Genomic DNA, 26,047 nt, shown 5'->3' with positions numbered 1-26,047 from the left:
CCTCCTTCTCCGCCATCATTTGAAGCAAAAAACCGCAACTTGGTTGCGGTTTTTTGTCCTCAGAATGATTATGATGTTTTAAGTTTTATATGAGCGGATGTAGCTCAGCTGGATAGAGTACCTGGCTACGAACCAGGCGGTCGGAGGTTCGAATCCTCCCATCCGCACCATATAAAACAATTGATTTAAGTAGTACCGATTTTGCGCGTGTAGCTCAGCTGGATAGAGTACCTGGCTACGAACCAGGCGGTCGGAGGTTCGAATCCTCCCACGCGCACCATGAATTGACGGAGAGGTGGCCGAGTGGCCGAAGGCGCTCCCCTGCTAAGGGAGTATGGGCTTTAACTCCCATCGAGGGTTCGAATCCCTCCTTCTCCGCCATCATTACATACAAAAAAACCGCACTTAGTTGCGGTTTTTTTGTATCTGTTGTTTAGCGTATCGAATTCAATAGTTCCTGCTTTTGTTTATTCACTTCATATAAAAATTCAATTTAATAACCTCGTAAATTTCTCCTATTTTAAATTTTTTTTCTATACTGGTTCTAGTTAAGACTATTTTTCAATCACTTAATTCAATTGTAATTTAGGTTGATTACTATTTGTACTCGTGTAGGTTGGTGTAACCAATATTTTTTATGTTGTGTCGTAATTACTCTGGAAGTCGCTTTTGCGCAGGGTGAACACAGGTTTGTTTTCAACAAATTTGTTTTAAAGAATGGAGATCTTATATGGCGTTTTTGCAAAACCATCTTAAAAAGAAGTTAACAGCAATATCCCTTGCTGCTAGTTTTCTTTCTTGTTCCGCTATTGCCGCAGATAAGCCTAATATTTTGGTGATCTGGGGTGATGACATCGGTCAATCAAATATCAGTGCTTATACCTTTGGCATGATGGGTTATAAAACCCCAAATATTGACAGTATTGCCAATGAAGGCATGATGTTTACCGATTACTATGGTGAGCAATCTTGTACCGCAGGTCGTTCGACCTTTATTACCGGTCAAAGTGTATTTAGAACCGGTCTATCTAAAGTGGGTATGCCCGGTGCTGATATTGGTTTACAAGCTACTGATGCCACAATTGCCGAAATTTTAAAGCCAATGGGTTATGCCACAGGCCAATTTGGTAAAAACCATCTTGGCGAACAGGATAAATTCTTACCAACAAATCACGGGTTTGATGAGTTTTTTGGTAATTTGTACCACTTAAATGCGGAAGAAGAGCCGGAAAATATCGACTACCCGAAAGATCCTGAGTTTCGTAAAAAATTTGGCCCCCGTGGAGTGATTAAGTCATCTGCTGACGGCAAAATTGAAGATACGGGACCATTGACCAAAAAGCGTATGGAAACCGTAGATGATGAGACTGTCGCCGCTGCCATCGACTTTATGGAGCGCAAAGTCAAAGCTGAAAAGCCTTTCTTTGTGTGGTGGAGTGGTACTCGTATGCACTTTAGAACGCACGTTAAACCAGAATTACAAGGTTCAAGCGGGTTAAGCAACTATGCAGACGGTATGATTGAGCATGATAATCATGTTGGTCAGTTATTAGCTGCAGTAGATAAAATGGGCATTAAAGATAACACGATTGTATTTTACTCAACTGATAATGGTCCGCATATGAACACATGGCCTGATGCGGGTACAACGCCATTTAGAGGTGAGAAAAATACTAACTGGGAAGGTGCGTACCGTGTCCCTGCAATGGTTCGCTGGCCAGGAAAGATCGCAGAAGGTAGTGTCTCTAATGACATCATGCATCATATGGACTGGTTGCCAACATTTGCGGCCGCAGCCGGTGATAGCAAGGTTAAAGATAAGCTACTTAAAGGCCATAAAGCAGATGGGAAAACATTTAAGAATCACTTAGATGGTTATAACTTCCTGCCTTATTTAACAGGTAAAGATATGACTCCTCCAAGGGAAGAGATCTTTTACTTTACTGATGATGGTGATCTTGCGGCACTACGCTTTAAAGATTGGAAGTTAGTGTTTATGGAGCAGCGTGTTGAGGGAACCCTGTTGCTATGGGCTAATCCATTTACCGTACTGCGTTTACCTAAAATTTATAATTTGCGTATGGACCCTTATGAAAATGCGGACATTACTTCTAATACCTATTGGGATTGGATGTTAGATCGCGCCTTTATGTTAGTTCCAGCTCAAGCTTATGTAGGTAAGTTCTTAGAAACCTTTAAAGAGTATCCGCCTAGTCAAAAAGCAGCGAGTTTTAGCTTAGATCAGGTGATGGAGAAGTTACAGACTCCACCAAGCAAGTAATGATATTAGTTAAGAGGGCGCTTGCGCCCTTTTTCTATTTTTAAAGCAAATGTATACGTTTGCTTTAAAAATAGAAAGTTAATCAAGGAATGTATTTCTACGGAAGGGGATGGTGTGGATAACCAAATAATTCATCGGCAACTGACAGACTTACAATCGGCATTAGCACAACAAGTATTGGGGCAACAGCACGTGGTGAAAGGCCTCATTTTAGCTTTACTTGCCAACGGCCATGTTTTGTTAGAGGGCTTGCCTGGAACAGCGAAGACACGCTCGGTAAAAACATTAGCTGATTTATTACATTTATCCCAAGGTCGGGTGCAGTTTACCCCAGACCTGCTTCCCTCTGATGTGATTGGTTATGAAGCACTTTCAACTACTAATGACAAGCAAATTGACTTTAATCCTGGTCCTGTATTTAACCATATCTTATTGGCTGACGAGATAAATCGTGCTCCTCCTAAAGTACAGTCTGCACTTTTAGAGTCGATGGAGGAACGGCAGGTAACGGTTGGCAATACTACCCACACGATGGAAGAAGTGTTTCTCGTTTTAGCAACCCAAAACCCTGTTGAGCAAGAGGGGACCTATCCGTTGCCTGAAGCGCAAATGGATAGATTTCTATTTAAGATAGTGATTGATTATCCTGATGATGATATTGAACTTGAGATTATTCGTTTAACGAGAGGTCAAGAAGCGACTAACGCACAAGATAATATTGCTATTGATGATGCGGAAGCTTTAATTAAAGCAGCTAGAGAAAAAGTACATGATGTTTTTACGTCTGAGAGCATTGAAAAATATATTGTTTCCCTAGTAATGACAACAAGAAAACCGCAGCGTTATCCCGATAGCAACCTTCAAAAATATATCAAGATTGGTGCAAGCCCAAGAGCATCTATCGCACTCGATAAAGCCTCTAGAGCTCATGCAGTTTTAGAGGGGAGGGATTACGTTGATCCTGACGATGTGCGTGCCGTTGTGTCGCAAGTTTTGAGTCATCGAATTGCATTGTCTTATTCTGCTGTTGCCGATGGAAAAAGTGCTCAAGATATTGTTGACGAGATAGTTAGGGTGACGCCAGTTCTTTGAAAGAAAACGCATGAATAGGTTCGTATGAGCAAAAAAGATCCTCGTATTTACACCAATTTAGATGCTTTATTGGCGTTTAGGCAAGATAGTCGACAGTTTTCATTGTCACCAAAATATCGCCCAGCAGGTATGTTATCGGGCCGTCACGCTTCGACAGTAAAGGGGCGTGGTCTTAATTTTGAAGAATTAAGACAATATCAAGCTGGCGATAATATTCGTCAAATCGATTCTCGAGTTTCGGCAAGGTTGGGTAAGCCTTATGTAAGAGTTTATTCAGAAGAAACAGATCGCCCGGTGCATTTGATTATTGATCAGCGCTTACCTATGTTTTTTGGCAGCCAAAATTATACTAAATCAGTTTCTGCAGCTCAGCTTGCTTCGATGCTGGCTTGGCAAGCTTTTGACAGTGGTGATCGAGTTGGTGGCTTGGTTTTAGGCTGTCAGCAAAATATTCAAATACCAGTAAAGCGTTCGCAAGAAAATGTTATTCGGCTGTTAGAGGCGATTGTTAGTGCTAATAATCAGTTAAGTTTGGCTAAGGTAAAGGACAAATCTTCTTTGTCTTTACTATCTCAGGCAAGGCCGCTTATTTCCACATTAACTAGCCAAAGTGTGATTATTTTTATTACCGATATTGAGGGTATAGAGACATCTGAGATAGCTGAATTAGAGGTGATCTCACAAAAATCTAATGTGTTACTTTTTATAGTCCAAGACCCACTAGAAGATGATCTCTCTCGCGCTCATGGTTTAAGTGTCTCTCATGGTAAGCAGCAAGTAAATATTCAATCAGATACCGACAGCCAATTTAAATATGACCAACTTTATCAACAACGTTTAACCACGCTTGAGCGCAGCTTGTTAGTCAGCGCCATGCCTGTTGGTGTTATTAATACTGAAGACTCTGTGTCATTACAACTGCGGCACTTACTCACGGGAGAGTGGCAATGAACTCAATAGCACAGCTAGTTGATATTACAGCTCCCAATGCCATTCCTTGGTGGCCGCTAGCTCCTGCATGGTACGCTATTTTCGCTATTTTGGGCTTATGTGGGCTTTATGGTTGCGCTCTTAAACGCAGGCAATGGTTAGCTAATCGATATCGGCGTGAAGCCCTTAATGAGCTTAGTAGAATAAGCGTGGTAGATGCTGTTAGATTAAATCAAGTGTTACGCCAAGCAGCATTGAATGGGTTATCGCAAATTTCTACAGCACAGGAGTGCAATCCTAAGACATCACAATCAGCATTATTAAGTCAAACTGGAAAAGAATGGTTTGCGCTGGTAAATAAGACAAGCCCTAGAGAGTTGTTTACGGCCGAACAAGTTTATTTGCTAGAAAAGCTGAATTACCAGAATAGGAACATGAGTAAACAGGATGAGATGACTCAGGCAGAGTTTGAGCGGTTAAAGAACCTATGCGAAAGGTGGGTGAGGGAGCATCAGTTTGAACATGTCTCTTGAATACCCATGGTTATTATTATTAGTTATTTTACCACTTTTTATTTTTAGATTTTCGCCTGCGTATTTGCAACCTGCAGCTTCTATTTATTTACCTTTCTTTGCTCGTTTAATTCGCGCTACAGGGCAAAAGCCTACTTCTGGAAGTCATATCAAGCAACGTAGGTTCATTCAAATGCTGGCTTTATGTTTAAGCTGGATTGCGATTGTTGTCAGCCTAGCTCGACCTGTATTAATTGGTGAGCCAGTAGTCGTTGAAAAAGCGGGTCGTGACTTAATGGTTGCAATCGATCTTTCGCAATCAATGGAGCAACAAGACTATCAGTTAGGTAATGATACCAATGTCTCTAGGGTTGTAGCGTTAAAAGCCCTACTCACAGAGTTTGCCGCTCAACGTACTGGTGATCGCTTAGGCCTGATAGTGTTTGGTTCTGGAGCCTATCTACAGGTTCCGTTTACTCAAGATATAGGGCTTTGGCAAACGCTTTTACAGCAAATGGATACACAGATGGCTGGTCCTGCAACTGCGATAGGTGATGCAATAGGTTTGAGTATTCGCGCATTTGACAGCTCAACAACAGAGCAACGTGTATTGTTACTTGTTACGGATGGTAGTGATACAAGTTCACGGTTAGATCCTGTTGATGCTGCTCGTATCGCTGCTGCTGATGGTATACAGATTTATACTCTGGGAATGGGCTCTGTTACTACGGTTGGTGAAGATAAGGTCGACTTTAATACGTTAAATAAAATAGCGCTCATCAGTAAAGGACAAGCATTTGAGGGCAATAATAGTGATGCAATTTCGCAAGTTTTAAAGCAAGTGAATAGCATTGCACCTGCAACATTTGAACAGCAGATCTTTCAAAGAAAAACCGATCTATTTCCATATTTGATAGGGCCGATGATGATTTTCTATATTGTTATTTGGCTCATACTTTGGTTAATGTCCAGGTGGCACAACAGTGCAGCAACGCCATGGTTTAATCGCTATAAGCAAGAAGCCAAGGAGCGCAATAATGTTAACTGACTTTCAATTTGCCTCAGCACATTGGCTTTGGTTATTTATTCCTATCATTGGGCTTATGTATACGATATGGCGACAACGAGTTAGCGACCAACAAGCTGGACAGGGCATTATTGCAGAGCATTTAGCAAATGTGTTTTCGGTACAAAATAGTCAGCGTGCAAGTAAGCTGCCGATACTTATGACATTAGTTATTGCTAGCATCATTATAGTGGCGTTGGCCGGGCCAAGCTGGCTGAGAGCTGGGGATGATAAAATAAAAAGCCCGTTAATTATTGCGCTGGATTTATCTCCGTCGATGATAGGTAGGCGTGGTGAAATTACTCGGCTTGAATACGCAAAGTTACTGGTCACGGCTGTGCTAAAACAGGCTGCAAACAGACCTATATCTTTGGTTGCTTTTGCTGGCAGTAGTCATCAAGTTCTGCCACCTTCAGAGCAATTTGAACTATTAACTTTGTACTTAGGCTATATGGCACCGGAGGTTATGCCGTTAGAAGGCAATAATCTCGACTCTATTATAAGTGTACTGAATGCAACGCCAGCAGCACAGGAGTTTGGCTTTGATATTTTAATCGTCACTGATGGCGTTGATGGACCATCCCGCGAGCTTGCAGGTTATTTAGCTAGCCACAAAGCACATGGAATTGTTGCAGCGTTAAGCTCTAATGCTGAAGAGCTCGCAAATCAACTTAATTTGGAGTTGATTACAAGCAGTGAAATAGATAAAAGCACGCAGCAGGTGGCTGAGCTAGTCGCTAAATTGGCAGCTGATGCGATTGCTAAGTCTAGTATCTTAGTTAACCAAGGTTATTGGCTACTTTATCCGGCAGCTTTGCTATTGTTATTGTTTTTTCGTCGTGGTTTTAATCTTTATTGGACGCCTGCTGTATTGCTAAGTGTTAGTTTAGTGCCTGTTCCTGCACAAGCTAATTGGCTTGATTGGTTTGTCAGTGCTGATCAACAAGGGCAATATTATTTTGATCGTGGAGATTATCAAGAAGCAGCAATTAGATTTAATGATCTAGACTGGAAAGCTTTATCTTACTATAAGGCGAAAGAGTACCGTAAAGCTGCGAAAATATACCGCAGTCAAGCCACACTTCAAAGTTTGTTCAATCTAGCAATGACTTACACTCGGGGGCGTAATTACACCAAGGCGCAGCAGTTGTATGAACTGCTATTGGAAATTGAGCCAGATAATCAAGCTGCACAAAATAACCTACGTATTGTTAAACAGCTCATTCGAGACATAAAACAATTAGGTGAAAGTCAGCAAGAGGAAAGCCCACCAGAATCAATTGACGCTGATGAGATGATTGACAGTAACTTAGGTGCCGATAAACAAACCGTCGGTAAGGTTGAAGTTAAACTGCAACGTCTATCAGTTAGTGAACTACTAAAAAGTGATAGTAAAAAGCAGCAATGGCTGCGAGATATTAGTAAAGATCCCCAACAGTTTTTGGCGTCGAAATTCCAAGCTGAATTTAATAAATCCTTTGATAGCACTAATACTGATATGGGTAAGCAGCCGTCATCGTCAAAGGAAGGTGTTGATGATTAATGGCTTACGTTTGAGTATTAATAACGTTTTACTGCGGTCCTTGCTTAGAAAGGCCATAGCGGGCTTATTGTTGATTGGAGTTAGTCGAGCGAGCCGAACGATAGCTATTTTGATATTAAGTACATTGCCTTTAGGTGTTAACGCAGCAAACCTAAACGATGCTGTAATGAGCCTAAATAGTACGATACAGGGGGATAATTTAGATGTAAATTTTACTCCCCGAGTTAGTGTTAGCCGCTCTGAATCTCACCCTGTAGTTGGCCAAAAAGTTGTATTACGATATGAACTTTTGGTCGACGGTTTCTTTAATGGTGGTACTCAATTTGAGTTGCCATCAATCTCTAGCGCCAGTCTAGCTAAAGCTTCCTCCTTTGCGATTAATGGTAGCAAGCGACTTGAGGGGCGTAATTTGACATCGCAGATCTGGGAAGTGTATCTCTACCCAGAACAGCAAGGACTAATCCAAGTGCCAAGTATTAGTTTTGCTATTAGTTACCAAGATGCCAGCTCTAACTCGTCAAAATCGACTATCTTGCTCGCTAAGCCCGCCTTACTTTATGCATATGTTCCGCCAGAACTCGATATCATAGCCCCTTACTTAGTCGCAGAGGCTGTTACAATTGAAGATAATTGGTCGACATTGAAGGACTCGTATCAGCAGGGAGATGTGATTACACGAAGTGTCGTTATTGTAGCCACTAACCTTCCTGCGAGCCATATTCCCCCTTTTAAGGCGAAGCAATTCGATGGTGGCAGCATTATAGCTAGAGAGCCGCAACTTGAAGATATTAGTCGACGCGGCGAAAGTCTTGGTCGTCTTACTCAAGAGTTTAGTTATCTTATTGAAACAAGTGGTGACTATAGTTTGGGGGGAGAAACTATAAGCTGGTGGAAGTTAGGAAGTGGCGTTGAACAGCATTTTTTTACCACATTTAAAATAGATGTTGTGGGCTGGAGTCAGGGCAATTGGTATCAGCTAGTGCTTATACTTAGCTGTGCTGCTATCATTTTGTTGGGTAGGATTGTTTTTCGTTATCAAAAAAATACCTTGTATTGGAAAGCACGACACGCGTTAGTTACTAAAGATTGGCCTTTGTTTGTTAGTTACCTCTATCAACAAAGGGACTCAGTAAAGGCTATTTCAAGGCTAAAACAGGAAACCCAATTAGACACCTCTTCTAAGCAATTGATGCGCAATCAAGCTCAAACATCTATAAAAAATGCCAAAGGGTTGTGGTTAAACGCTGAGTTTGCTTCAACTATGGTAGAAGCTGAGAAGACAAATGGAATTACTACTCGGCTGTTTGCATACTTGTACAGCAAGCGTATTGAAGATAGTTCATCAGAGTCAACTGATCACAGACAAGTAGCAGAAGATGCACTAAAAGCGCGTTCGCAATACCTTAGTGTGTTAGATATGAAGCATTTATTAAAGCAATGCTTTAATAAGTTTTTTTGATCAATTTCTCTAGTGTGAAGAGCCATTCCAAGATTATTCTATTCTAAAATTACTTTATTCACTCCCCTTCTAAAAATAAGCTGTTAGCAATTAAAAGTAGGCTCCTACCTTTAAAGCTGTGCTGCATAAAATTGCAAAGTCGGAAAAGTAGTCTAATTTGTTCTAATTTCTGAATTCATTTTCCACTAAAACCATAGTTAAATTATAAAGAGTTTGTCATAAAAACAAGTATATTGAAGATTGTTCATTTAAAACGTTATTTTAATATTGATTTGTTAGGTGATGCTCGTTAATTAATGATTTTGTGGTATGACCAATTTACAAGGTGGTCGCTATTTTGTTATAGATTGGTTATTGTTTTTTATCCTTGTTCATCATTTGGTCGTAAAGATGTATCTCAAATGAATGGAATGAAATGCATAATATGTGAATGGTAGGTGAATATTTATTGGCACGCCCCTGTTTTATTCACAATTTAATACCAACGAGAGGAAGAGATGGCTTCAATATCTGAGCAGCTATATGACGCATTAGGGATCATGGTACTAGGTATGGCACTAGTATTTTTATTTTTGAGCTTTCTTATCTTGGCGATGAATTTAGTCGCTAGAAAATTTGGACCTGTGCCACAAGTAGATAATACATCACCAGCGGTTCAGCCTCAGACGAGTACAACAGCTGTAAGCCCATTAATGACTGCGGTAATAACTGCAGCAATTCATCAGCACCGTAAAAAAGCATAATAAAAAGTAGGGAGTATTTGTATGAGCAAGCCATTGGCTTTAACTGATGTGGTCTTAAGGGACGCGCACCAATCTATTCTCGCTACTCGTTTGCGTACCGAAGATATGTTACCCATTGCACCGTTACTGGATAAAGTTGGCCTTTGGTCAATTGAATCATGGGGCGGCGCGACCTTTGATTCTTGTATCCGTTATTTAGGAGAAGATCCATGGGAGCGCATTCGTGAACTGAAAAAAGTCATGCCTAATACGCCACAGCAAATGCTACTACGTGGACAAAACCTACTAGGTTATCGCCATTACGCTGATGACTTGGTACACCGTTTTGTAGAGCGTGCTCATACTAACGGCGTTGATGTATTCCGTGTGTTTGATGCAATGAACGATGTGCGTAACCTAGAAACCGCAGTTAAATCAGTAATTGAGGTTGGCGGTCATGCACAAGGTACGCTGTCTTATACAACTAGCCCTGTGCATAACCTAAACACTTGGGTTGATATGGCTAAGCGTATCGAAGATATGGGCTGTCATTCTTTATGTATTAAAGATATGGCTGGCCTGCTCAAGCCGTTTGAAGCTTTTGACTTAATCAGCCAAATTAAGTCGCAAACAGATCTTGTAGTATCACTGCATTGCCATGCAACAACCGGTTTAAGCACTGCCACATACCAAAAAGCGATAGAAGCGGGCATTGATGTGCTCGATACTGCAATTTCGTCAATGAGCCAAACTTATGGTCATAGTGCAACTGAAACCTTGGTCGCTATGGTAGAAGGCACTGACCGTGCAACCGGCTATGATATGGATCTGCTTGAAGAGATCGCGGCTTACTTTAGAGTTGTACGTAAAAAATACGCTGCATTTGAAGGCGAGCTAAAAGGCATCGACTCACGTATTTTACGGGCACAAGTACCAGGCGGCATGCTAACAAACATGGAAAGCCAGTTAAAAGAGCAAGGTGCTGGCGATAAGCTTGATTTAGTTTTAGAAGAGATCCCACGTGTACGTGAAGATTTAGGTTTCTTACCATTAGTTACCCCAACGTCTCAAATTGTAGGTACTCAGTCAGTAATCAACGTTCTAACTGGCGAGCGCTATAAGTCAATGACGAAAGAGACTGAAGGCGTATTAAAAGGCGAGTACGGCGCGACTCCTGCACCAGTTAATGCGGAGCTGCAGCAGCGTGTATTAGCGGGTAAAGAAGCGATTACTTGTCGCCCAGCAGATCTACTTGAATCAGAACTTGGTAAGCTGCGCATTGAGCTAAAAGAGAAAGCTGAAGCTGAGGATATCAAGCTTGCTGATGAACTTGATGATGACGTATTAACTTATGCATTATTTCCACAAATCGGCCTTAAGTTCCTTACTAACCGTAATAACCCTGACGCATTTGAGCCAAAGCCAGAAGTCGCTGCTAAGGCATTAGAAGAAGCGAAAAAAGCAGAAGTAAAAGCGGCAAGTCAGCAAGGCCCTGAAACTTACACGGTAACGGTTCAAGGTCAAAGTTTTGTTGTTGAGGTTGCTGAAGGCGGAGATATCAGCCAAATCACCCCGACAGAAAATGTTGTGCCATTTACAGCACCTTCGGCATCAGCAGCGGCACCTGTAGTAGATCTATCGGCTGTTAAGCATGAGCAAAGTGCACCATTGTCAGGCAACATTTTCAAAGTTCACGTATCGCCTGGTGACACTGTAAAAGAAGGTGACGTGGTGATTATCCTTGAAGCAATGAAGATGGAAACCGAGGTCCGCGCCGAAGCTGATGGAGTGATCTCCAAGGTTTGGGTGAAAGAAGGTGACGCAGTAGCTGTTGGTAGCCAATTGTTGGCATTAGCTTAGGAGTCATCATGGACGGATTAATTGCATTTTGGGCTGAATCTGGCATTGCTAACTTTGACGGCGGCCAGTTGCTCATGATGGGCGTAGGCTGCATATTGCTGTATCTAGCAATTGCGAAAAAGTTTGAGCCATTACTGCTACTGCCTATTGGTTTTGGTGCCATATTGGCCAACATTCCTAACGGTGGATTTACTGACGAAGGCGGCTTACTGTATTTCGCCTATTACGTCGGTATTGAAACCGGCATTTTCCCGCTACTGATCTTTATGGGAGTGGGAGCATTAACAGATTTTGGTGCGCTTATTGCGAACCCTAAAATGTTATTGCTAGGTGCTGCGGCGCAGTTTGGTATTTTTGCAACTTTGCTTGGAGCGATAGCGCTTAACTGGATCCCAGGTTTTGATTTCTCAATGACAGATGCTGCAGCCATCGCCATTATTGGAGGTGCAGATGGGCCTACAGCGATTTTCTTGGCCTCCAAACTAGCCCCTGAATTACTTGGCGCTATTGCCGTTGCTGCATATTCTTATATGGCATTAGTACCGTTAATTCAGCCGCCAATCATGCGCTTGCTAACGACTGAAGCTGAACGTCAGATTAAGATGGAGCAGCTGCGTGAAGTGAGCAAGAAAGAGAAGATTATCTTCCCGTTGATGGTGCTTGGACTAACGATTTTGTTCCTACCAGCTGCAACTCCACTAGTGGGTATGTTCTGCTTAGGTAACTTAATGCGCGAATCTGGCGTTGTTGATAGATTATCAAGCACAGCGCAAAATGAGCTAATCAATATCGTGACTATTTTCCTTGGTCTAGCTGTTGGTTCTAAGTTATCTGCAGAGCAATTCTTACAGATGGAAACTTTAGGTATTTTAGTACTTGGTGCTGTTGCATTCTCTATCGGTACGGCTTCAGGCGTATTAATGGCGAAAGTGATGAGCAAACTATCCGGTGGTAAAATTAACCCTCTACTTGGTGCCGCAGGTGTATCGGCAGTACCAATGGCAGCGCGAGTTGTTAATAAAGTAGGCTTAGAGTCGAATAACCAAAACTTCTTATTGATGCATGCAATGGGACCAAACGTTGCGGGTGTACTAGGTAGTGCGGTAGCGGCTGGTGTGCTACTTGCTGTGTTGGGGTAAACCTCATTAACTAAACTTATCTAAACCTATTTTAAGTTATTTGTTTTTGAAATCAATCCTGTACTGCCAAGTACAGGATTTTTTTTTGCTGTAAGCAAAATAATATGCGCTGTTGACTATACTAAGGCTTAATAAAAGTAATCAGTATAAAGACTTGCCTGTGTAGCGGGCATCTAGCGGAACCCATTCGCAATGGAGTGCGATTGTTATGAATGATAACTTCAACAGTATTATTCGCTCACTACAAACGGAATTGAAGTATGTGGCGATATTCAGTTTTTTTGTCAATTTATTGATGTTGGCATTGCCCATCTACAGCTTGCAATTGTTTGGACGTGTAATTGCCAGCTCTAGTTATCACACCCTAATTAATTTAACTCTAATCGTTATTTTTCTTCTGCTTATTCAAGCTTCTTTAGACTTCGTGCGTAATAAGTTATTACAGCAAAGTGGTTTGAAACTTGAGATGCGCTCAAGCTCATTATTGGTTAATGAGGCTATTCAGGAGTCAGCCCGTCAAGGTGGAATAAGCAAACAAAGCTTGCTTGATGTTCGTGAAGTGAGAACGCTGTTATTAACCCCATCTACCAGCGCTATTTTCGATGCGCCTTGGGTAATAGTGTTTTTGATTGTGCTATTTGGCTTGCATCCGCTACTTGGTGTTACAGCTACTGTTGGTGCAGTGATTTTGTCATTACTGGCTTTTGGTGTTAAAGCTGCTGCTAAGCTGCCACAAGATGCAGCCTCTAAAGCTGTGATTGAAAGCAGTATGCAGATTAATGACATTTTACGTCATGCCAGTTCATTGCAAGCGATGGGAATGGCGACTGATGTTGCCAAACATTGGCAGCAGGGGCATAAGCAATTACTTGGACTACAGTGGAGCGTTGCCGACAAAGTCAGCATGATGTTGGTGCTCACCCGTTTAACTCGAACTTTACTGCAAGTGGCCGTTATTGGTATCGGTGTTGGCCTTGTTTTGACTCAACAGTTAGGCACTGGCGAAATTATTGCCGCTTCTATTATTCTTGGCCGAGCCTTGGCTCCTATCGAACAAGCTGTAGGTTGTTGGAAGAACTGGGAGTCTAGCTATCAAGCCTACCAAAGATTAAAACTTGCACTAAAACCCAAAACCAATAAGCCAAAAACTACGTTACCAGCTCCCCGTGGTGAGTTTTTATTAGAGCGAGTTAACTTTGTCATCAATCGCCATAATAAACCGGTGCTTGCTAACATTAACTTTAGGCTACAAGCAGGATTGTCTTTGGCAATTATCGGCCCAAGCGGTTCAGGGAAGTCGACGTTAGCTAAGTTGTTGATGGGAATAGTCGCACCGACAAGTGGCATTGTTAAGCTCGATGGTGCCTGTTTAAGTCAATGGAATGCTGATGAATTGGGACGTTATATCGGCTTTGTGTCTCAAGATGTTGAGCTACTTTCAGGCACAGTTGCACAAAATATTTGCCGCTTTAGCGATGCCGACCCAAAAGATATTGTTGATGCAGCGCGTCTTGCGTGTGTCCATGAACTGATTATTGCTTTGCCTAATGGTTATGAAACCCAACTAGGGGAGGCCGCTAACCAAATTAGTGGCGGTCAAAAGCAGCGGCTTGCTCTGGCAAGAGCAATATTTAGCAAACCTAAAGTGTTAATCCTCGATGAGCCCAATTCTAATCTCGATCCCGAAGGAGAAGTTGCCCTCGCAATTGTGTTGCAACACTGCAAAGAGCAAGGGATCACAGTGATCATGATAAGTCATAGACCCGGTTTTTTAAGGCAAATGGATTGGGTCGTATGTTTACGTGATGGCTGCATTGAAAAAGCCGGACCGAAAGAAAAGTTTATTTCTGACATTCATGAGATCAGCGAGCGTACTGAAAACGCGGTGCAATCTATCGACAAATCTGTCGCTAATCATTAAGAGGTGAATCATGGACGATATTACCGACTTTAATACCCGTAAAGTCATTACCTCTGGCATCGCAATTATTGTGTTTGCTGTGGGTGGTTTCGCTCTTTGGGCAGGGTTAATGCAAATTGATGCCGCTGCTATCGCACCCGGTAAATTGGTAGTCGAGTCGCAGCGCAAAAAAGTGCAGCACTTGCACGGTGGACAGGTAAAGCAAATTCTCGCGTTTGATGGGCAGCAAGTTGAAAAAGGTCAGACACTGATTGAGCTCAGTGATATACAAGTTGAGGCCGATTACCAACGTATTTTATTAAAGACTCTTAGAGCGCAAGCTCAAATCGATAGACTAACCCCCTTGCTAAATGAAGCCGATATCATCAATCAAACACAGCTAGTTTTTTCTCCTTTAATTAGCGCGCATCAAGAAAAGCCTGAAATTAGTCAACTTATTGTGATGCAGCAACTGATCTTCGATCGACAAAAGTCAGACTACCAACTGCTTAACCAGCAATACCAATTCCAGAAAAACCAGTTAGAGCATAGTTTGAAAGGAACTGAGTTAAGAATTAAAGCTACCGAAAAGCAGCTCAGCTTAATCAAGGAAGAGGTAAAGATGAATGCCAGTCTGCTTGATGATGGCTTTGTATCGAAATCAAGACATTTAGCCATTCAACGCAGTGAATCTGGTGTTGAGGGATTGCTTGCCCAGCTGACATCAGAGGCAGAGGTGATTACTGCTCAACTTGGTGAATTAACCCAAACTCATGCAACCAGCCGATCGCAGCGTCAACAAAAATGGGCCCAGCAACTGCAAGAGCAGCGTCAGCTTAGAGATGAAGGCTTGCATGCATTATCGGCTCAGAGTGATAAGAAGCAAAATATCAACATTACCGCAGAGCATAGCGGAACAGTAGTTGCTATGAGCATACATTCCATTGGCGCTGTGATATCACCTGGTCAGGTGTTAATGGAGCTTGTGCCAGAGTCAGACGAAATGATAGTGGAAGCGTATGTTCGCCCTGAAGATATTGATGTGGTGTATGTCGGCCTATCAACTCAAGTGAGGCTAACCGCTTACGACAGCCGAGATGCAATCCCGATGCAAGGCGAAGTTATTCATGTTTCCGCCGACCGTTTTTTTGCGGCATCAGCCGGGCAGCCTGAAGGTTATTTAGTTAAGGTCCGGCTTAATTTAGCTGACAGTCCGCAACCTAATATCAAACTCCACCCGGGGATGTCTGCTGATGTATTTATCGTGCTTCAGCCCCGTTCACTATTGCAATACTTACTCTCCCCACTAGGTCACTCCTTCGAGTTGGCATTTCGAGAAAGTTAATTGAAAACAATACTTAATTTAAGAGGATTCTTGTCATGGACGGTAGCAATCAAAATGATTTGTTAGTAGGAACTGAAACAGATGATCACTTAGAAGGACTGGAAGGTAATGACATTATTGATGGCCGAGCTGGTGATGACTACCTAGTCGGAGGTGCGGGCGATGACAATATTTCGGGCCAAGAAGGGCAAGATTTTATTCTAGGGGATCAAGGGCTAGATCAGCAATCAACAACGCCAGTGGTTGAAACCGCAGAGACAACGGCGTGGGGCGTAGCGCAGACGGTATTTACTGCCGGTAATACTCTAAGCCCTATCACTGACAATTCTCCTGCTACGCAAATTATTAATATTGGTGGTCATGTTGGTAGTGCTGGTAATAACTTTAACTTGAATGTATCTGTGCCTGCAGGTAGCCCTTTGTTGGATGCTGGTACAGAACTGACCGTAAATATTCTTATTCCAGATGCCAACGGGGAAATGGTTATTGCAACCACCGGAACCGTGACGCAACTTCCTGACGGCACGATTCAAATTAATTTTGAGCTGATTCCTGAACAATTAGATTCTAGTGGTGATATTCAGTTGCAGTACCTTACGAGTGGATTAGAACCGAATGAAGAAGTGGTTATCGATTCGGTAGAACTCGTCGCATTAAACACTTATGACGACATCCTTGATGGTGGTGTTGGAGATGACCATTTAATGGGTCAGCAAGGTGAAGATACCTTATATGGCGGTGAAGGAGACGATCTGCTCGATGGTGGTATTAATAATGACAAGCTTCATGGGGAGGCGGGTGATGACTTGTTGATGGGCGGACAAGGCGATGACTTACTTAGCGGCGGTGAGGGATCTGATACGCTAATGGGTGGTGATGATGCCGATACGCTGCATGGTGGTAGTGGCAACGACACGTTAATGGGAGAGCTGGGTGATGACACCTTATATGGTGAAGAAGGTGATGACTTACTAATAGGTGATGATGGTCAAGATGCTTTATTTGGCGGAGCAGGACATGATCAGCTATTAGGCGGTAAAGGCGCTGATGAATTAACTGGTGGTGAGGGTAATGACTATCTGCAAGGCGATGAAGGTCATGACGTGTTATCTGGTGGCAAAGGGAATGACACAATAGTTGCAGGTAGCGGTGATGATGTATTGCAAGGGGATGAAGGCGATGACCTTTTACTTGCAGGTACAGGCAATGATGCCCTTGCAGGCGGAGACGGCAATGACAAACTATTTGGTGAGCAAGGAAATGACACCCTAAGCGGCGGCGATGGCAGCGATGAATTACATGCTGGTAGCGGTGATGATTTATTAACTGGTGGTTCTGGTGACGATGTGCTCTTCGGCTACTCCGGTGCCAATTTACTTGATGGCGGTACAGGTAACGACACCATTTATGGCGGTAGTGATAGCGATACTATAGTAGGTGGTGAAGGCGATGATCTTGTATATGCGGAATCAGGTGACGACAAGATTGACGGCGGGCTAGGTAATGACGCTCTATATGGTGGTGAAGGCAATAACATTATAGATGGTGGAGAAGGCCACGACACAATTTTTGCAGGAGATGGCGATGACAGCTTAACAGGTGGCAGCGGTGACGATACCATTTATTCTGGAGATGGCAAAAATAGTATTGATGCTGGCGAGGGAAACGATACTGTTTATGCAGGTATTGGTGAAGACAATATTGATGCTGGTAGTGGTGATGATGTGGTATTTGCTGGCGGTGGCAATGATACCGTGATTGCTGGAGCTGGCAGCGACACCATATATGCTGGCGCTGGTGATGATGTATTAGCGGGTGGTGAGGGCGATGACACTATCTACGGCGAAGATGGTGATGATCTTATTAGCGGCGGTGCGGGTAACGATACCTTGTATGGTGGTTCTGGGCGCGACAGGCTTGAAGGTGGCAGCGGAGATGACAGTCTTAGCGGTGGTGGTGGGGATGATATTTTGCTATCAGGCTCTGGTAATAACTTTGTTGATGGCGGCCAAGGTGATGACAATATTATTGCCGAAGAAGGCGATGATGTGCTCATTGGTGGTGATGGTGTTGATAGCATAATTGCTGGGGCAGGTAACGATATCGTGGATGCCGGCTCTGGTAACGATAACATTGACGCCGGAGAGGGTAACGATACTGTTTATGCCCAAGGTGGTGACGATACTGTTGTTGGTGGATTAGGTAACGACTTACTTCACGGTGGTGTTGGTAATGATCACCTTGATGGTGGAGAAGGCGATGATGCTCTTTATGGCGATGACGGTGTCGATACGCTTGTTGGCGGATTGGGTAATGACATGCTTGATGGCGGCGCTGGAGCTGACATTCTTCAAGGGGGAGAGGGCAACGACACTTTAATTGGTGGCGCAGATGATGACAAATTATCAGGTGGAGTTGGCGACGATATTTTAGTCGGTGACGGCGGTGATGACGTGTTATTGGGTGAGGCGGGCGATGACACCATCTATGCAGGTTCAGGCGCTGATATCCTTGAGGGCGGTGATGGTAACGATAAGCTATTTGGTGGCGATGGTAACGACGAGCTAAGAGGCGGTGCTGGTTATGATGAGCTTTATGGCGGTGCGGGTAACGATACTCTCTATGCGGAAAACGAAGCGGGTCTGCTGGCGGGTGGTGCAGGTGATGATCGCTTAATAGGCGGTACAGCAGACGATCAGCTTTATGGTGATGCGGGTAACGATACTATTACTTCTGCCGAGGGTAATGATTTAGTTTTCGCCGGCGAAGGTAACGATAATGTCGATACGGGTGTTGGCAATGATACTGTTTTTGCTGGCGGTGGTGACGACATCATAGATACCGGTGACGGCGATGATAAAGTTTTTGGTGAAGACGGCAGCAACACTATTAATACTGGGGCGGGTAAAGACGAGATCTACGGCGGAATAGGTGCTGACACAGTATTTGCGGGCGGGGGTGATGATGTAATCTATGGCGGTGACGGTAACGATAATCTGCATGCAGAAGACGGAGATGACTTTGTCGATGGCGGTACAGGTGATGATGCTATTAGCGGTGGCCTTGGTGTCGACACATTATTTGGTGGTGATGGCAGTGATACCATTAGTGGTGATGAGGGCAACGACTTGCTGTTCGGCGGTGAGGGCAACGATAACCTCAGTGGTGGTGAAGGAGACGACCAACTTTATGGTGAGGGCGGTAACGATACATTAGCGGGTGGTGTGGGTGCCGATCTGCTATTTGGTGGTTCTGGTAAAGACAAGCTAGATGGTGGTGGCGGAGATGATCAACTCTTTGGTGATGACGGCAGCGATACTATCGTCGGCGGTTTAGGGGCTGACTTTATTGATGGTGGCAGTGGTAGTGATGATATTGATGGCGGAGAAGGCGACGATATTCTTTTAGGCGGCGACGGTGATGACACCATTGCAGGTGGAGCAGGAGCTGATAAGTTATTTGCTGGCAGTGGAAATGATCACCTATTAGGTGGTGCAGGTAATGATGAGCTGCACGCTGAGTTTGGTGATAACACCTTAGATGGTGGCGAAGGTGACGACGTATTGTATGGCGGCGCGAATAACGACACTTTAATTGGTGGTGCTGGTAAAGATTATATTGAATCGCACCAAGGCCATAATATCGTTGATGGTGGCGCAGGTGAAGATACCATTATTACTGGCAGCGGCAACGATCAAATCGCAGGCGGCGCCGAAAACGATAGTATCGAAGCAGGTAATGGTCATAACATCATAAGCGGTGGTGCTGGTGATGACAATATTGTTGCCGGCAGTGGCAATGACGTTATAACTGGTGACGAAGGCCACGATACTATTCACGCTGGCGAAGGTAATAACCAAATTAGTGGTGGCAGCGGAAATGACAGCATTGTAGCGGGTAGCGGCAACGATATAATTTCTGGCGGAGAGGGCAATGACACCATCAATGCAGGTAATGGCGATAACCAAATAAGCGGTGATGATGGCAACGATACCATTGTCGCAGGTGCGGGCAGCGACATTATTGCTGGTGGAGCCGGTGATGACACAATTCGCGCTGGTGATGGTCATAACACTATTACTGCAGGGCTTGGTATTGATTCAGTAATCGCGGGTTCTGGTAACGACAATATTTCAGGCGGCGATGGCAATGACGTCATTGATGCTGGTGCTGGCAATAATGTACTAAGCGGTGATGCTGGCAATGATACTCTGGTCGCTGGTGGCGGGAATGATGTGCTTAGTGGCGGCGAGGGCAGTGATAACCTTAATGCTGGTGATGGTAATAATGAGCTTTCGGGTGGCGCTGGAGACGACAAATTAGTCAGTGGCTCAGGTGCTGATTTGTTAGACGGTGGTGACGGTAATGACTCTCTATCTTCGGGTAGCGGTAACGATCAACTCTTTGGTGGTGCAGGTAACGACACCCTAAGTGGCGGCTCAGGCGATGACATGCTTTATGGTGAAGCTGGAAACGATAAGTTAACCGGTGGTGGCGGCCATGATCAGTTGTTTGGTGGTGAAGGTGATGACAAGCTAATTGGTGGCGGAGGTAATGACCAACTGCATGGTGATGCAGGCCATGACCAATTAAGTGGTGGTAGCGGTAACGATTTATTATTTGCCGGAGAAGGCAACGATAGCTTAGATGGCGGTAATAATGATGATGAATTATATGCAGGCAGCGGTGATGATAAGTTAGCCGGTGGCAGTGGTAACGATAGTTTATTCGGTGAGGCGGGTAGCGATACCTTAGACGGTGGAACTGGTGCTGACTTAATGTTTGGCGGTGGCGGTGACGACACCATAGTATTTGACCGAGAGGACTTTGGTAGCAACGCTGATGGCAGCATGAACAGTGATAGCTTTAGTTACGATGGTGGCGACGGGTTTGATGTGCTGCAGGTATCAAGTAGCAATAATGAAATTATTGATATGACAGGCGCAGGCATTCAAAACATGGAGGCCTTTATTGTTGAAGACGGCGTAACTGATATTCAGTTGATGTTGTCGCTCGATAAAATCTATCAACAAAGTGATGGAGACGGTATTGCATCTAACGATGCTGACGACCCATTTGAAAATAATTTCTTAGTCGTCGGTAGCGAGAATCTAGATTTATCGGGTGGTAATTGGAGTCAATCTGAAACCATGTTAACTAGGCAAGATATGGATGCTGAGCTGCGTGAAAAATATGAAGCAGAAGGAGTCGACATCGACACCTTACAAGGCTTTATTTTCTCCAGTGACGAAGGAGATGTGGTCATATGGAGCGATATAGACTTATCTGATATCTCGCTCAATGATGAAGCATTAGGTTAGCACGTTAGGTTGCCATCACATTTTGCCCTGCGGTGAGCCAAAGTAAAAAGGCGAGGGCAAAGATGATGGTCAGGCTGATCCCTATGATATAGAGAAATCCTGTTTTACCTTGTTTTAACGGTACGCCGTTATAGTTAAGAAAAAGCGCCCAAGCCAGAGAAAGTAATATTGGCAGAATGAAAAGTTTAGTCATATCTAAGCGCTCCAATAGGGTATTTATATTTAGTAGAATATTGAAAAGTATAAAGTAAAAAGGCCGCAATTGCGGCCTTTTTTATTAAAGCTAAAGTGAATGTTAGCTACGAACTTGCTCTATTTCGGTATTTTCTTGGGCGTAAAACTGCTGCTCATCAAGCTGACCTTCAGACTTACCTATCACTACCGCTGTCATCATGTCGCCTGTAACATTGGTTGCTGTGCGGATCATGTCGATAATGCGATCAACAGCAGCGATAAAGGCGATACCTTCAAGCGGTAAACCAACAACACCTAAAGTCACAGTTAGCATCACCATTGCACTTCCTGGAACGCCTGCAGTGCCGACTGAGGCCACAGTCGCTGTAACAGCAATCAGCATGTAATCGGTCATATCAAGTGGAATGCCATAGATTTGTGCAATAAAGATTGCCGCAATAGCAGGGTAAATGCCGCCACAACCGTCCATATTCATGGTCGCGCCTAAGGGCAATACAAATGAACCATAACGTTTAGATACACCCATTGATTCAGTACAGCGCGTACTAGCTGGCAGGGTGCCAAAACTTGATGCAGTGGTAAATGCAACAATTTGTGCCGGTATTGCTTTACGGAAAAATTGAATCGGGCTTAGTTTTGCTGCAAATTTAACTAGGCCGCCATAAACAAAGATAATGTGTATGAGTGCAGCTAAGTAAATAGCGCCAATAAACTTACCTAGTGGCAGTAAAGTCGATAAACCATATTCGCCTACAACCCAAGCCATTAAACCAAACACACCAATAGGAGTGAGTTGTAAAACCATACGAGTCAGCTGGAACATCACTTCTGCACCTGCTTCAATAGTGCGCTTTAATGGCTCGGCTTTTTCACCAACTTTATTAATTGCGATACCAATAAGTGCTGCGAAGATAATGATCTGTAAAACTTTACCTTCAGCCAGTGAGGCAAATGGATTGACCGGGATCATATCTAACAAGACTTGGGCAAAGCCTGGCACATTTCGCTCTCGCACTTCTGTAGCGACAAGCTCCATTGAGCCACCCATATCAATCACTGAACCAATTGTTAAACCGATTAGTGACGCAATCGTACCGGTAAACATAAACATGGCTAAGGTTTTGAAGCTAAGCCTCTTAAGACTAACTTCTGACCCGAGTGAGGTAATGCTGACAACAATTGCACAAAAAATGAGTGGCGCAACTAGCATCTTAATCGCGCTAATAAAGAGATCACCTAACGGTTTGAGTACAGTTGCTGATTCACCAAAAATGACACCGACGCCAGCACCTAAAATAAAGGCGGCTAATACTTTCTGCCAAAATGGGATATTTTTAATTGTTTGCCACATTATCAAAATTCCAGTGTTTTATTTTTATTAAACAACTTATCAGGGGAGTAACCTTTGTCTATAGCATCCACTAGTTTGCAGACATTAACGCGTAAACTCTATCGAGATTTACATTTAGTTACCCAATTGGAGTCATTCTATAGATAGTGTTGCTTGCATCACAAACCGATTTGGTTATAACTTATCGTAATATAAGAGTTTGTTTTAATAACTTTAAATTTTAACCCTGTTGCAACATGGTAAGTGTTTTGTCATCAATTGTGTAAAAAATTAAGTTAATTCACTAGATAAGCGAATTTTTTAATTTGTGGATTGTCGATATAACCAAGTATTTTGCTTAGAACTTGTTATTAAAACGGATATTTTTTTACTCCGTAAATTCAAATTTCATCGCTGGTTGTTTTTCTTGTTGTGGGTAATACTAGACGCAATATTGAACTGCATTGTAAGAATTAGACATTATAGCCAGTTGTGAACAAGGAGAACGTCATTGAAAAAATGGATATTAGCGGCGGCAGTGAGCGCTGCATTAATGGGCTGTGCGGGACAACAAAGCGCAGTAAATTTACCAGAAGGTGTAAAGCTGCTTGAGACGGTGAGCTTTACAGGGGAGCAAGTTGGCATCCCATATCGTAAATATCAATTAGCGAATGGCTTAACGGTTATTTTGCATGAAGATCACTCAGACCCTTTAGTCCACGTTGATGTTACCTACCATGTGGGCTCTGGCCGTGAACTAGAAGGGCGCAGTGGCTTTGCTCATCTATTTGAACATATGATGTTTCAAGGTTCGCAAAATGTCGGCGACGAGCAACATTTTAAAATTATCACTGAAGCCGGTGGAACATTAAATGGCACCACTAATACCGACAGAACCAATTATTTCGAGACTGTGCCTAATAACCAGCTAGAGAAAATGCTTTGGCTTGAATCTGATCGCATGGGCTTTTTCTTACCGGCGCTAACAGAAGAAAAATTTGAAGTTCAGAGAGAAACGGTCAAAAACGAGCGCGCCCAACGTATCGATAATCGTCCTTACGGACGAATGGGAGAACGCTTTAACCAAGCATTTTATCCTCAAGGTCACCCCTATTCTTGGCCTGTCATTGGCTGGCCAGAAGATTTAAATCGCGCTGATGTTGAAGACGTGAAACATTTCTTCCAACGTTGGTATGGCCCTAACAATGCCACTTTAACCATAGGCGGTGATTTTGACGAAATGCAAACTCTCGCTTGGGTAAATAAGTATTTTGGCGAGATCCCAGCAGGCCCTAAAGTCGACGCGCCAGTCAAAGAGCTGGTCACTTTAGATGAAACTCGTTACCTATCTATGGAAGACAGAGTTCACCTGCCACTGCTTCGTATTGGTATGCCAACAGTTTATGCCCGCCATGAAGATGAAGCGGCACTTGATTTACTATCAAATATTCTTGGTGGCGGCAAAACATCTCTGTTTTACAAAAACCTAGTTAAAGATGGCCTAGCAGTGCAAGCTGGCGTTAGTCATCCATGTCAGGAGCTTGCCTGTCAGTTTTCTATGTATGCGTTAGCGAACCCTGCTCGCGGTGGCAACTTAGCTGAAATCGAGCAAGCCATGCAAGATTCGATAAAGGAGTTTGAACAGCGAGGTGTAACCGATGACGACCTTGAAAAGGTTAAGGTTAACTTTGAAGCGGGCACTATTTTTGGCCTGCAAAGCGTACAAGGTAAAGTGTCTAGCTTAGCCTTCAATGAAACCTTTTCTAACAATCCAGACATGATAGGTTTTGATTTAAAGCGCTACGCCAATGTCACCAAAGAAGACGTGATGCGGGTGTTTAATAAGTACATTAAAGACAAGCCAATGGTAGTTATGAGTGTGGTACCGCAAGGTCAATCACAATTGATCGCTAAAGCAGATACCTTTACACCAGCCGCTGAAAAGGTTGCCGCTGTTGCGGTTGAAGATCTCGATGTTAAACCGCAAATCGTGTCATCGTTTGATCGCAGTGTTATCCCTGCAGAAGGTCCAGCTCCTGTACTGACTATGCCAGCACTTTGGCAAGGTGAGCTTGCTAATAAGATTGAAGTGATTGGTACTGAAACCAGTGAAACACCAACGGTTGAGATTGTTATCTACCTTAATGGTGGTCACAGACTACTCGGCGTAGAACAGGCTGGTCTTGCTGGCATGACGGCGGCGATGATGAACGAGTCTAGCCAAAAGCGCAGTGCAGAAGAGTTAACTCAAGCGCTAGAAATGCTCGGCAGTAATGTAAGCTTTAGTGCTAGCGGTTACCAAAGCCAAGTTAAGATTTCATCGCTAACGGCAAATTTAGATAAAACCATGGCGATTGTGCAAGAAAAGCTTTTTGAGCCAGGCTTTAAAGTGGCAGACTTTGAGCGTGTTAAACAGCAAAAGTTACAGCATTTACAGCGTGAGCTTACCGAGCCGAATTATTTAGCCTCAACGGCGTTTAGTGAGTTGCTTTATGGCAAAGACAGCCCATTTGGCGTAAGCAGTGGTGGTACCCTTGAAACAGTGTCTGCAATGACGCTTGATGATGTCAAAGCTTTCTATAAGAAGCAGTACACAGCGGGTAACGCACAAATCGTTGCCGTGGGTAATTTAAATGAAGCGCAAATGCTGTCAAAGCTTGCTACGCTTTCTACTTGGAAAGGCGCTGCAACGCCACGCCCTGAGCTTGCTGAGCTGCCTAAAGTGGATGGTGGTAAAATCTACATTGTTGATAAACCAGAAGCGGCGCAGTCAGTGATTAAGATTGGTAAGCGTGGTCTAAAGTACGACGCAACTGGTGAGTTCTTTAAGTCATACTTGATGAACTATCCCCTAGGCGGTGCGTTTAACAGTCGCATCAACCTCAATCTGCGTGAAGATAAAGGTTACACCTATGGTGCAAGAAGTTACTTTACTGGTGGCCCTGAAGAAGGTTTCTATCAAGCAACGGCAAGTGTGCGTAGCGATGTAACTAAAGAAGCGTTAGTTGAGTTTATTAAAGAGATTAGCGCCTTCCAAAAAGACGGCATGACACAGAAAGAACTCGACTTTATGAAGAGCTCTATTTCACAGTCAAAAGCACTTGATTATGAAACGCCGTATCAAAAAGCAGGGTTAATGCGTAATATTCAACGCTATAATTTGGATAATAATTACAGTGAACAGCAGACTGAGATTACCAATGAAATTAGCCGTAATGAGTTGAACCAATTGGCTAAAGAGCAGTTGGATTTAGACGATATGGTTATTTTGATTGTGGGTGACCGCGCCAAAATAGAGTCTGAATTATCAACACTTGGTTATCCAATTCAAGTTTTACAGTTGTAAAAGCTT

16 protein-coding genes and 3 tRNA genes are annotated in these 26,047 nt (G+C 43.4%); 17 read left to right on the top strand and 2 right to left on the bottom strand.

Features of this window, described 5'->3' with window-relative positions; translation table 11 throughout:
• Positions 1–93 precede the first annotated feature (93 nt).
• From AB4298_RS18625 to AB4298_RS18550, 16 genes are all read left to right on the top strand, one after another.
• Positions 94–170, top strand: a tRNA-Arg gene (locus AB4298_RS18625).
• A 33-nt stretch (positions 171–203) separates the two neighbouring features.
• Positions 204–280 (top strand) — tRNA-Arg (locus tag AB4298_RS18620).
• A gap of 9 nt (positions 281–289) precedes the next feature.
• A tRNA-Ser gene (locus tag AB4298_RS18615) sits at positions 290–381 on the top strand.
• Positions 382–730: 349 nt separating this feature from the next.
• Positions 731–2,281: an arylsulfatase gene (locus AB4298_RS18610; RefSeq protein WP_371987863.1), complete on the top strand. Its 1,551-nt coding sequence runs from the start codon at positions 731–733 to the stop codon at positions 2,279–2,281.
• 114 nt (positions 2,282–2,395) lie between these two features.
• Entirely contained in the window at positions 2,396–3,373 is a 978-nt protein-coding gene (locus AB4298_RS18605) for an AAA family ATPase (protein WP_371987876.1), read from the top strand.
• A 24-nt stretch (positions 3,374–3,397) separates the two neighbouring features.
• A complete protein-coding gene (locus AB4298_RS18600; RefSeq protein WP_248998059.1) occupies positions 3,398–4,324 on the top strand; it encodes a DUF58 domain-containing protein in 927 nt (308 codons plus the stop codon).
• A complete protein-coding gene (locus AB4298_RS18595; protein ID WP_371987862.1) occupies positions 4,321–4,836 on the top strand; it encodes a DUF4381 domain-containing protein in 516 nt (171 codons plus the stop codon). The genes AB4298_RS18600 and AB4298_RS18595 overlap by 4 nt, the downstream gene beginning before the upstream one ends.
• Positions 4,826–5,863: a VWA domain-containing protein gene (locus tag AB4298_RS18590; RefSeq protein WP_371987875.1), complete on the top strand. Its 1,038-nt coding sequence runs from the start codon at positions 4,826–4,828 to the stop codon at positions 5,861–5,863. The genes AB4298_RS18595 and AB4298_RS18590 overlap by 11 nt, the downstream gene beginning before the upstream one ends.
• Positions 5,853–7,424, top strand: a complete 1,572-nt coding sequence (locus tag AB4298_RS18585; RefSeq protein WP_248998057.1) for a hypothetical protein — start codon at positions 5,853–5,855, stop codon at positions 7,422–7,424. The genes AB4298_RS18590 and AB4298_RS18585 overlap by 11 nt, the downstream gene beginning before the upstream one ends.
• Positions 7,417–8,883: a hypothetical protein gene (locus tag AB4298_RS18580; protein WP_371987861.1), complete on the top strand. Its 1,467-nt coding sequence runs from the start codon at positions 7,417–7,419 to the stop codon at positions 8,881–8,883. Before AB4298_RS18585 ends, AB4298_RS18580 begins: the two co-directional genes overlap by 8 nt.
• Positions 8,884–9,380: 497 nt before the next feature.
• The gene (locus AB4298_RS18575) at positions 9,381–9,626 is read left to right on the top strand and encodes an OadG family protein (protein WP_371987860.1); all 246 of its coding nucleotides are present in this window, start codon (positions 9,381–9,383) and stop codon (positions 9,624–9,626) included.
• Between the two features lie 21 nt (positions 9,627–9,647).
• Positions 9,648–11,465, top strand: a complete 1,818-nt coding sequence (gene oadA / locus AB4298_RS18570; protein ID WP_371987859.1) for a sodium-extruding oxaloacetate decarboxylase subunit alpha — start codon at positions 9,648–9,650, stop codon at positions 11,463–11,465.
• A gap of 8 nt (positions 11,466–11,473) precedes the next feature.
• Positions 11,474–12,604 (top strand): sodium ion-translocating decarboxylase subunit beta, encoded by a 1,131-nt coding sequence (locus AB4298_RS18565; protein WP_248951236.1) that lies wholly within the window; start codon positions 11,474–11,476, stop codon positions 12,602–12,604.
• 208 nt (positions 12,605–12,812) lie between these two features.
• On the top strand, positions 12,813–14,525 hold the full coding sequence (locus AB4298_RS18560; protein WP_371987858.1) for a type I secretion system permease/ATPase: 1,713 nt from the start codon (positions 12,813–12,815) through the stop codon (positions 14,523–14,525).
• A 10-nt stretch (positions 14,526–14,535) separates the two neighbouring features.
• Positions 14,536–15,849, top strand: a complete 1,314-nt coding sequence (locus AB4298_RS18555; RefSeq protein WP_371987857.1) for an HlyD family type I secretion periplasmic adaptor subunit — start codon at positions 14,536–14,538, stop codon at positions 15,847–15,849.
• A gap of 35 nt (positions 15,850–15,884) precedes the next feature.
• Positions 15,885–21,170, top strand: a complete 5,286-nt coding sequence (locus tag AB4298_RS18550) for a hypothetical protein (RefSeq protein ID WP_371987856.1) — start codon at positions 15,885–15,887, stop codon at positions 21,168–21,170.
• A gap of 4 nt (positions 21,171–21,174) precedes the next feature.
• Here the strand turns inward: AB4298_RS18550 and AB4298_RS18545 are convergent, their stop codons facing one another.
• Positions 21,175–21,363, bottom strand: coding sequence for a hypothetical protein (locus AB4298_RS18545; protein WP_248998050.1), 189 nt, complete (start codon positions 21,361–21,363; stop codon positions 21,175–21,177).
• Positions 21,364–21,465: 102 nt separating this feature from the next.
• On the bottom strand, positions 21,466–22,719 hold the full coding sequence (locus AB4298_RS18540) for a dicarboxylate/amino acid:cation symporter (protein ID WP_371987874.1): 1,254 nt from the start codon (positions 22,717–22,719) through the stop codon (positions 21,466–21,468).
• Positions 22,720–23,206: 487 nt separating this feature from the next.
• Between AB4298_RS18540 and AB4298_RS18535 the strand changes: the two genes are divergently transcribed.
• Entirely contained in the window at positions 23,207–26,041 is a 2,835-nt protein-coding gene (locus AB4298_RS18535; RefSeq protein WP_371987854.1) for a M16 family metallopeptidase, read from the top strand.
• Positions 26,042–26,047: the final 6 nt, after the last annotated feature.

This window comes from Shewanella sp. 10N.261.52.F9 (genome assembly GCF_041471165.1).
Lineage (GTDB): Bacteria > Pseudomonadota > Gammaproteobacteria > Enterobacterales > Shewanellaceae > Shewanella > Shewanella marinintestina.
This window is presented reverse-complemented; position numbering and strand designations above follow the sequence as displayed.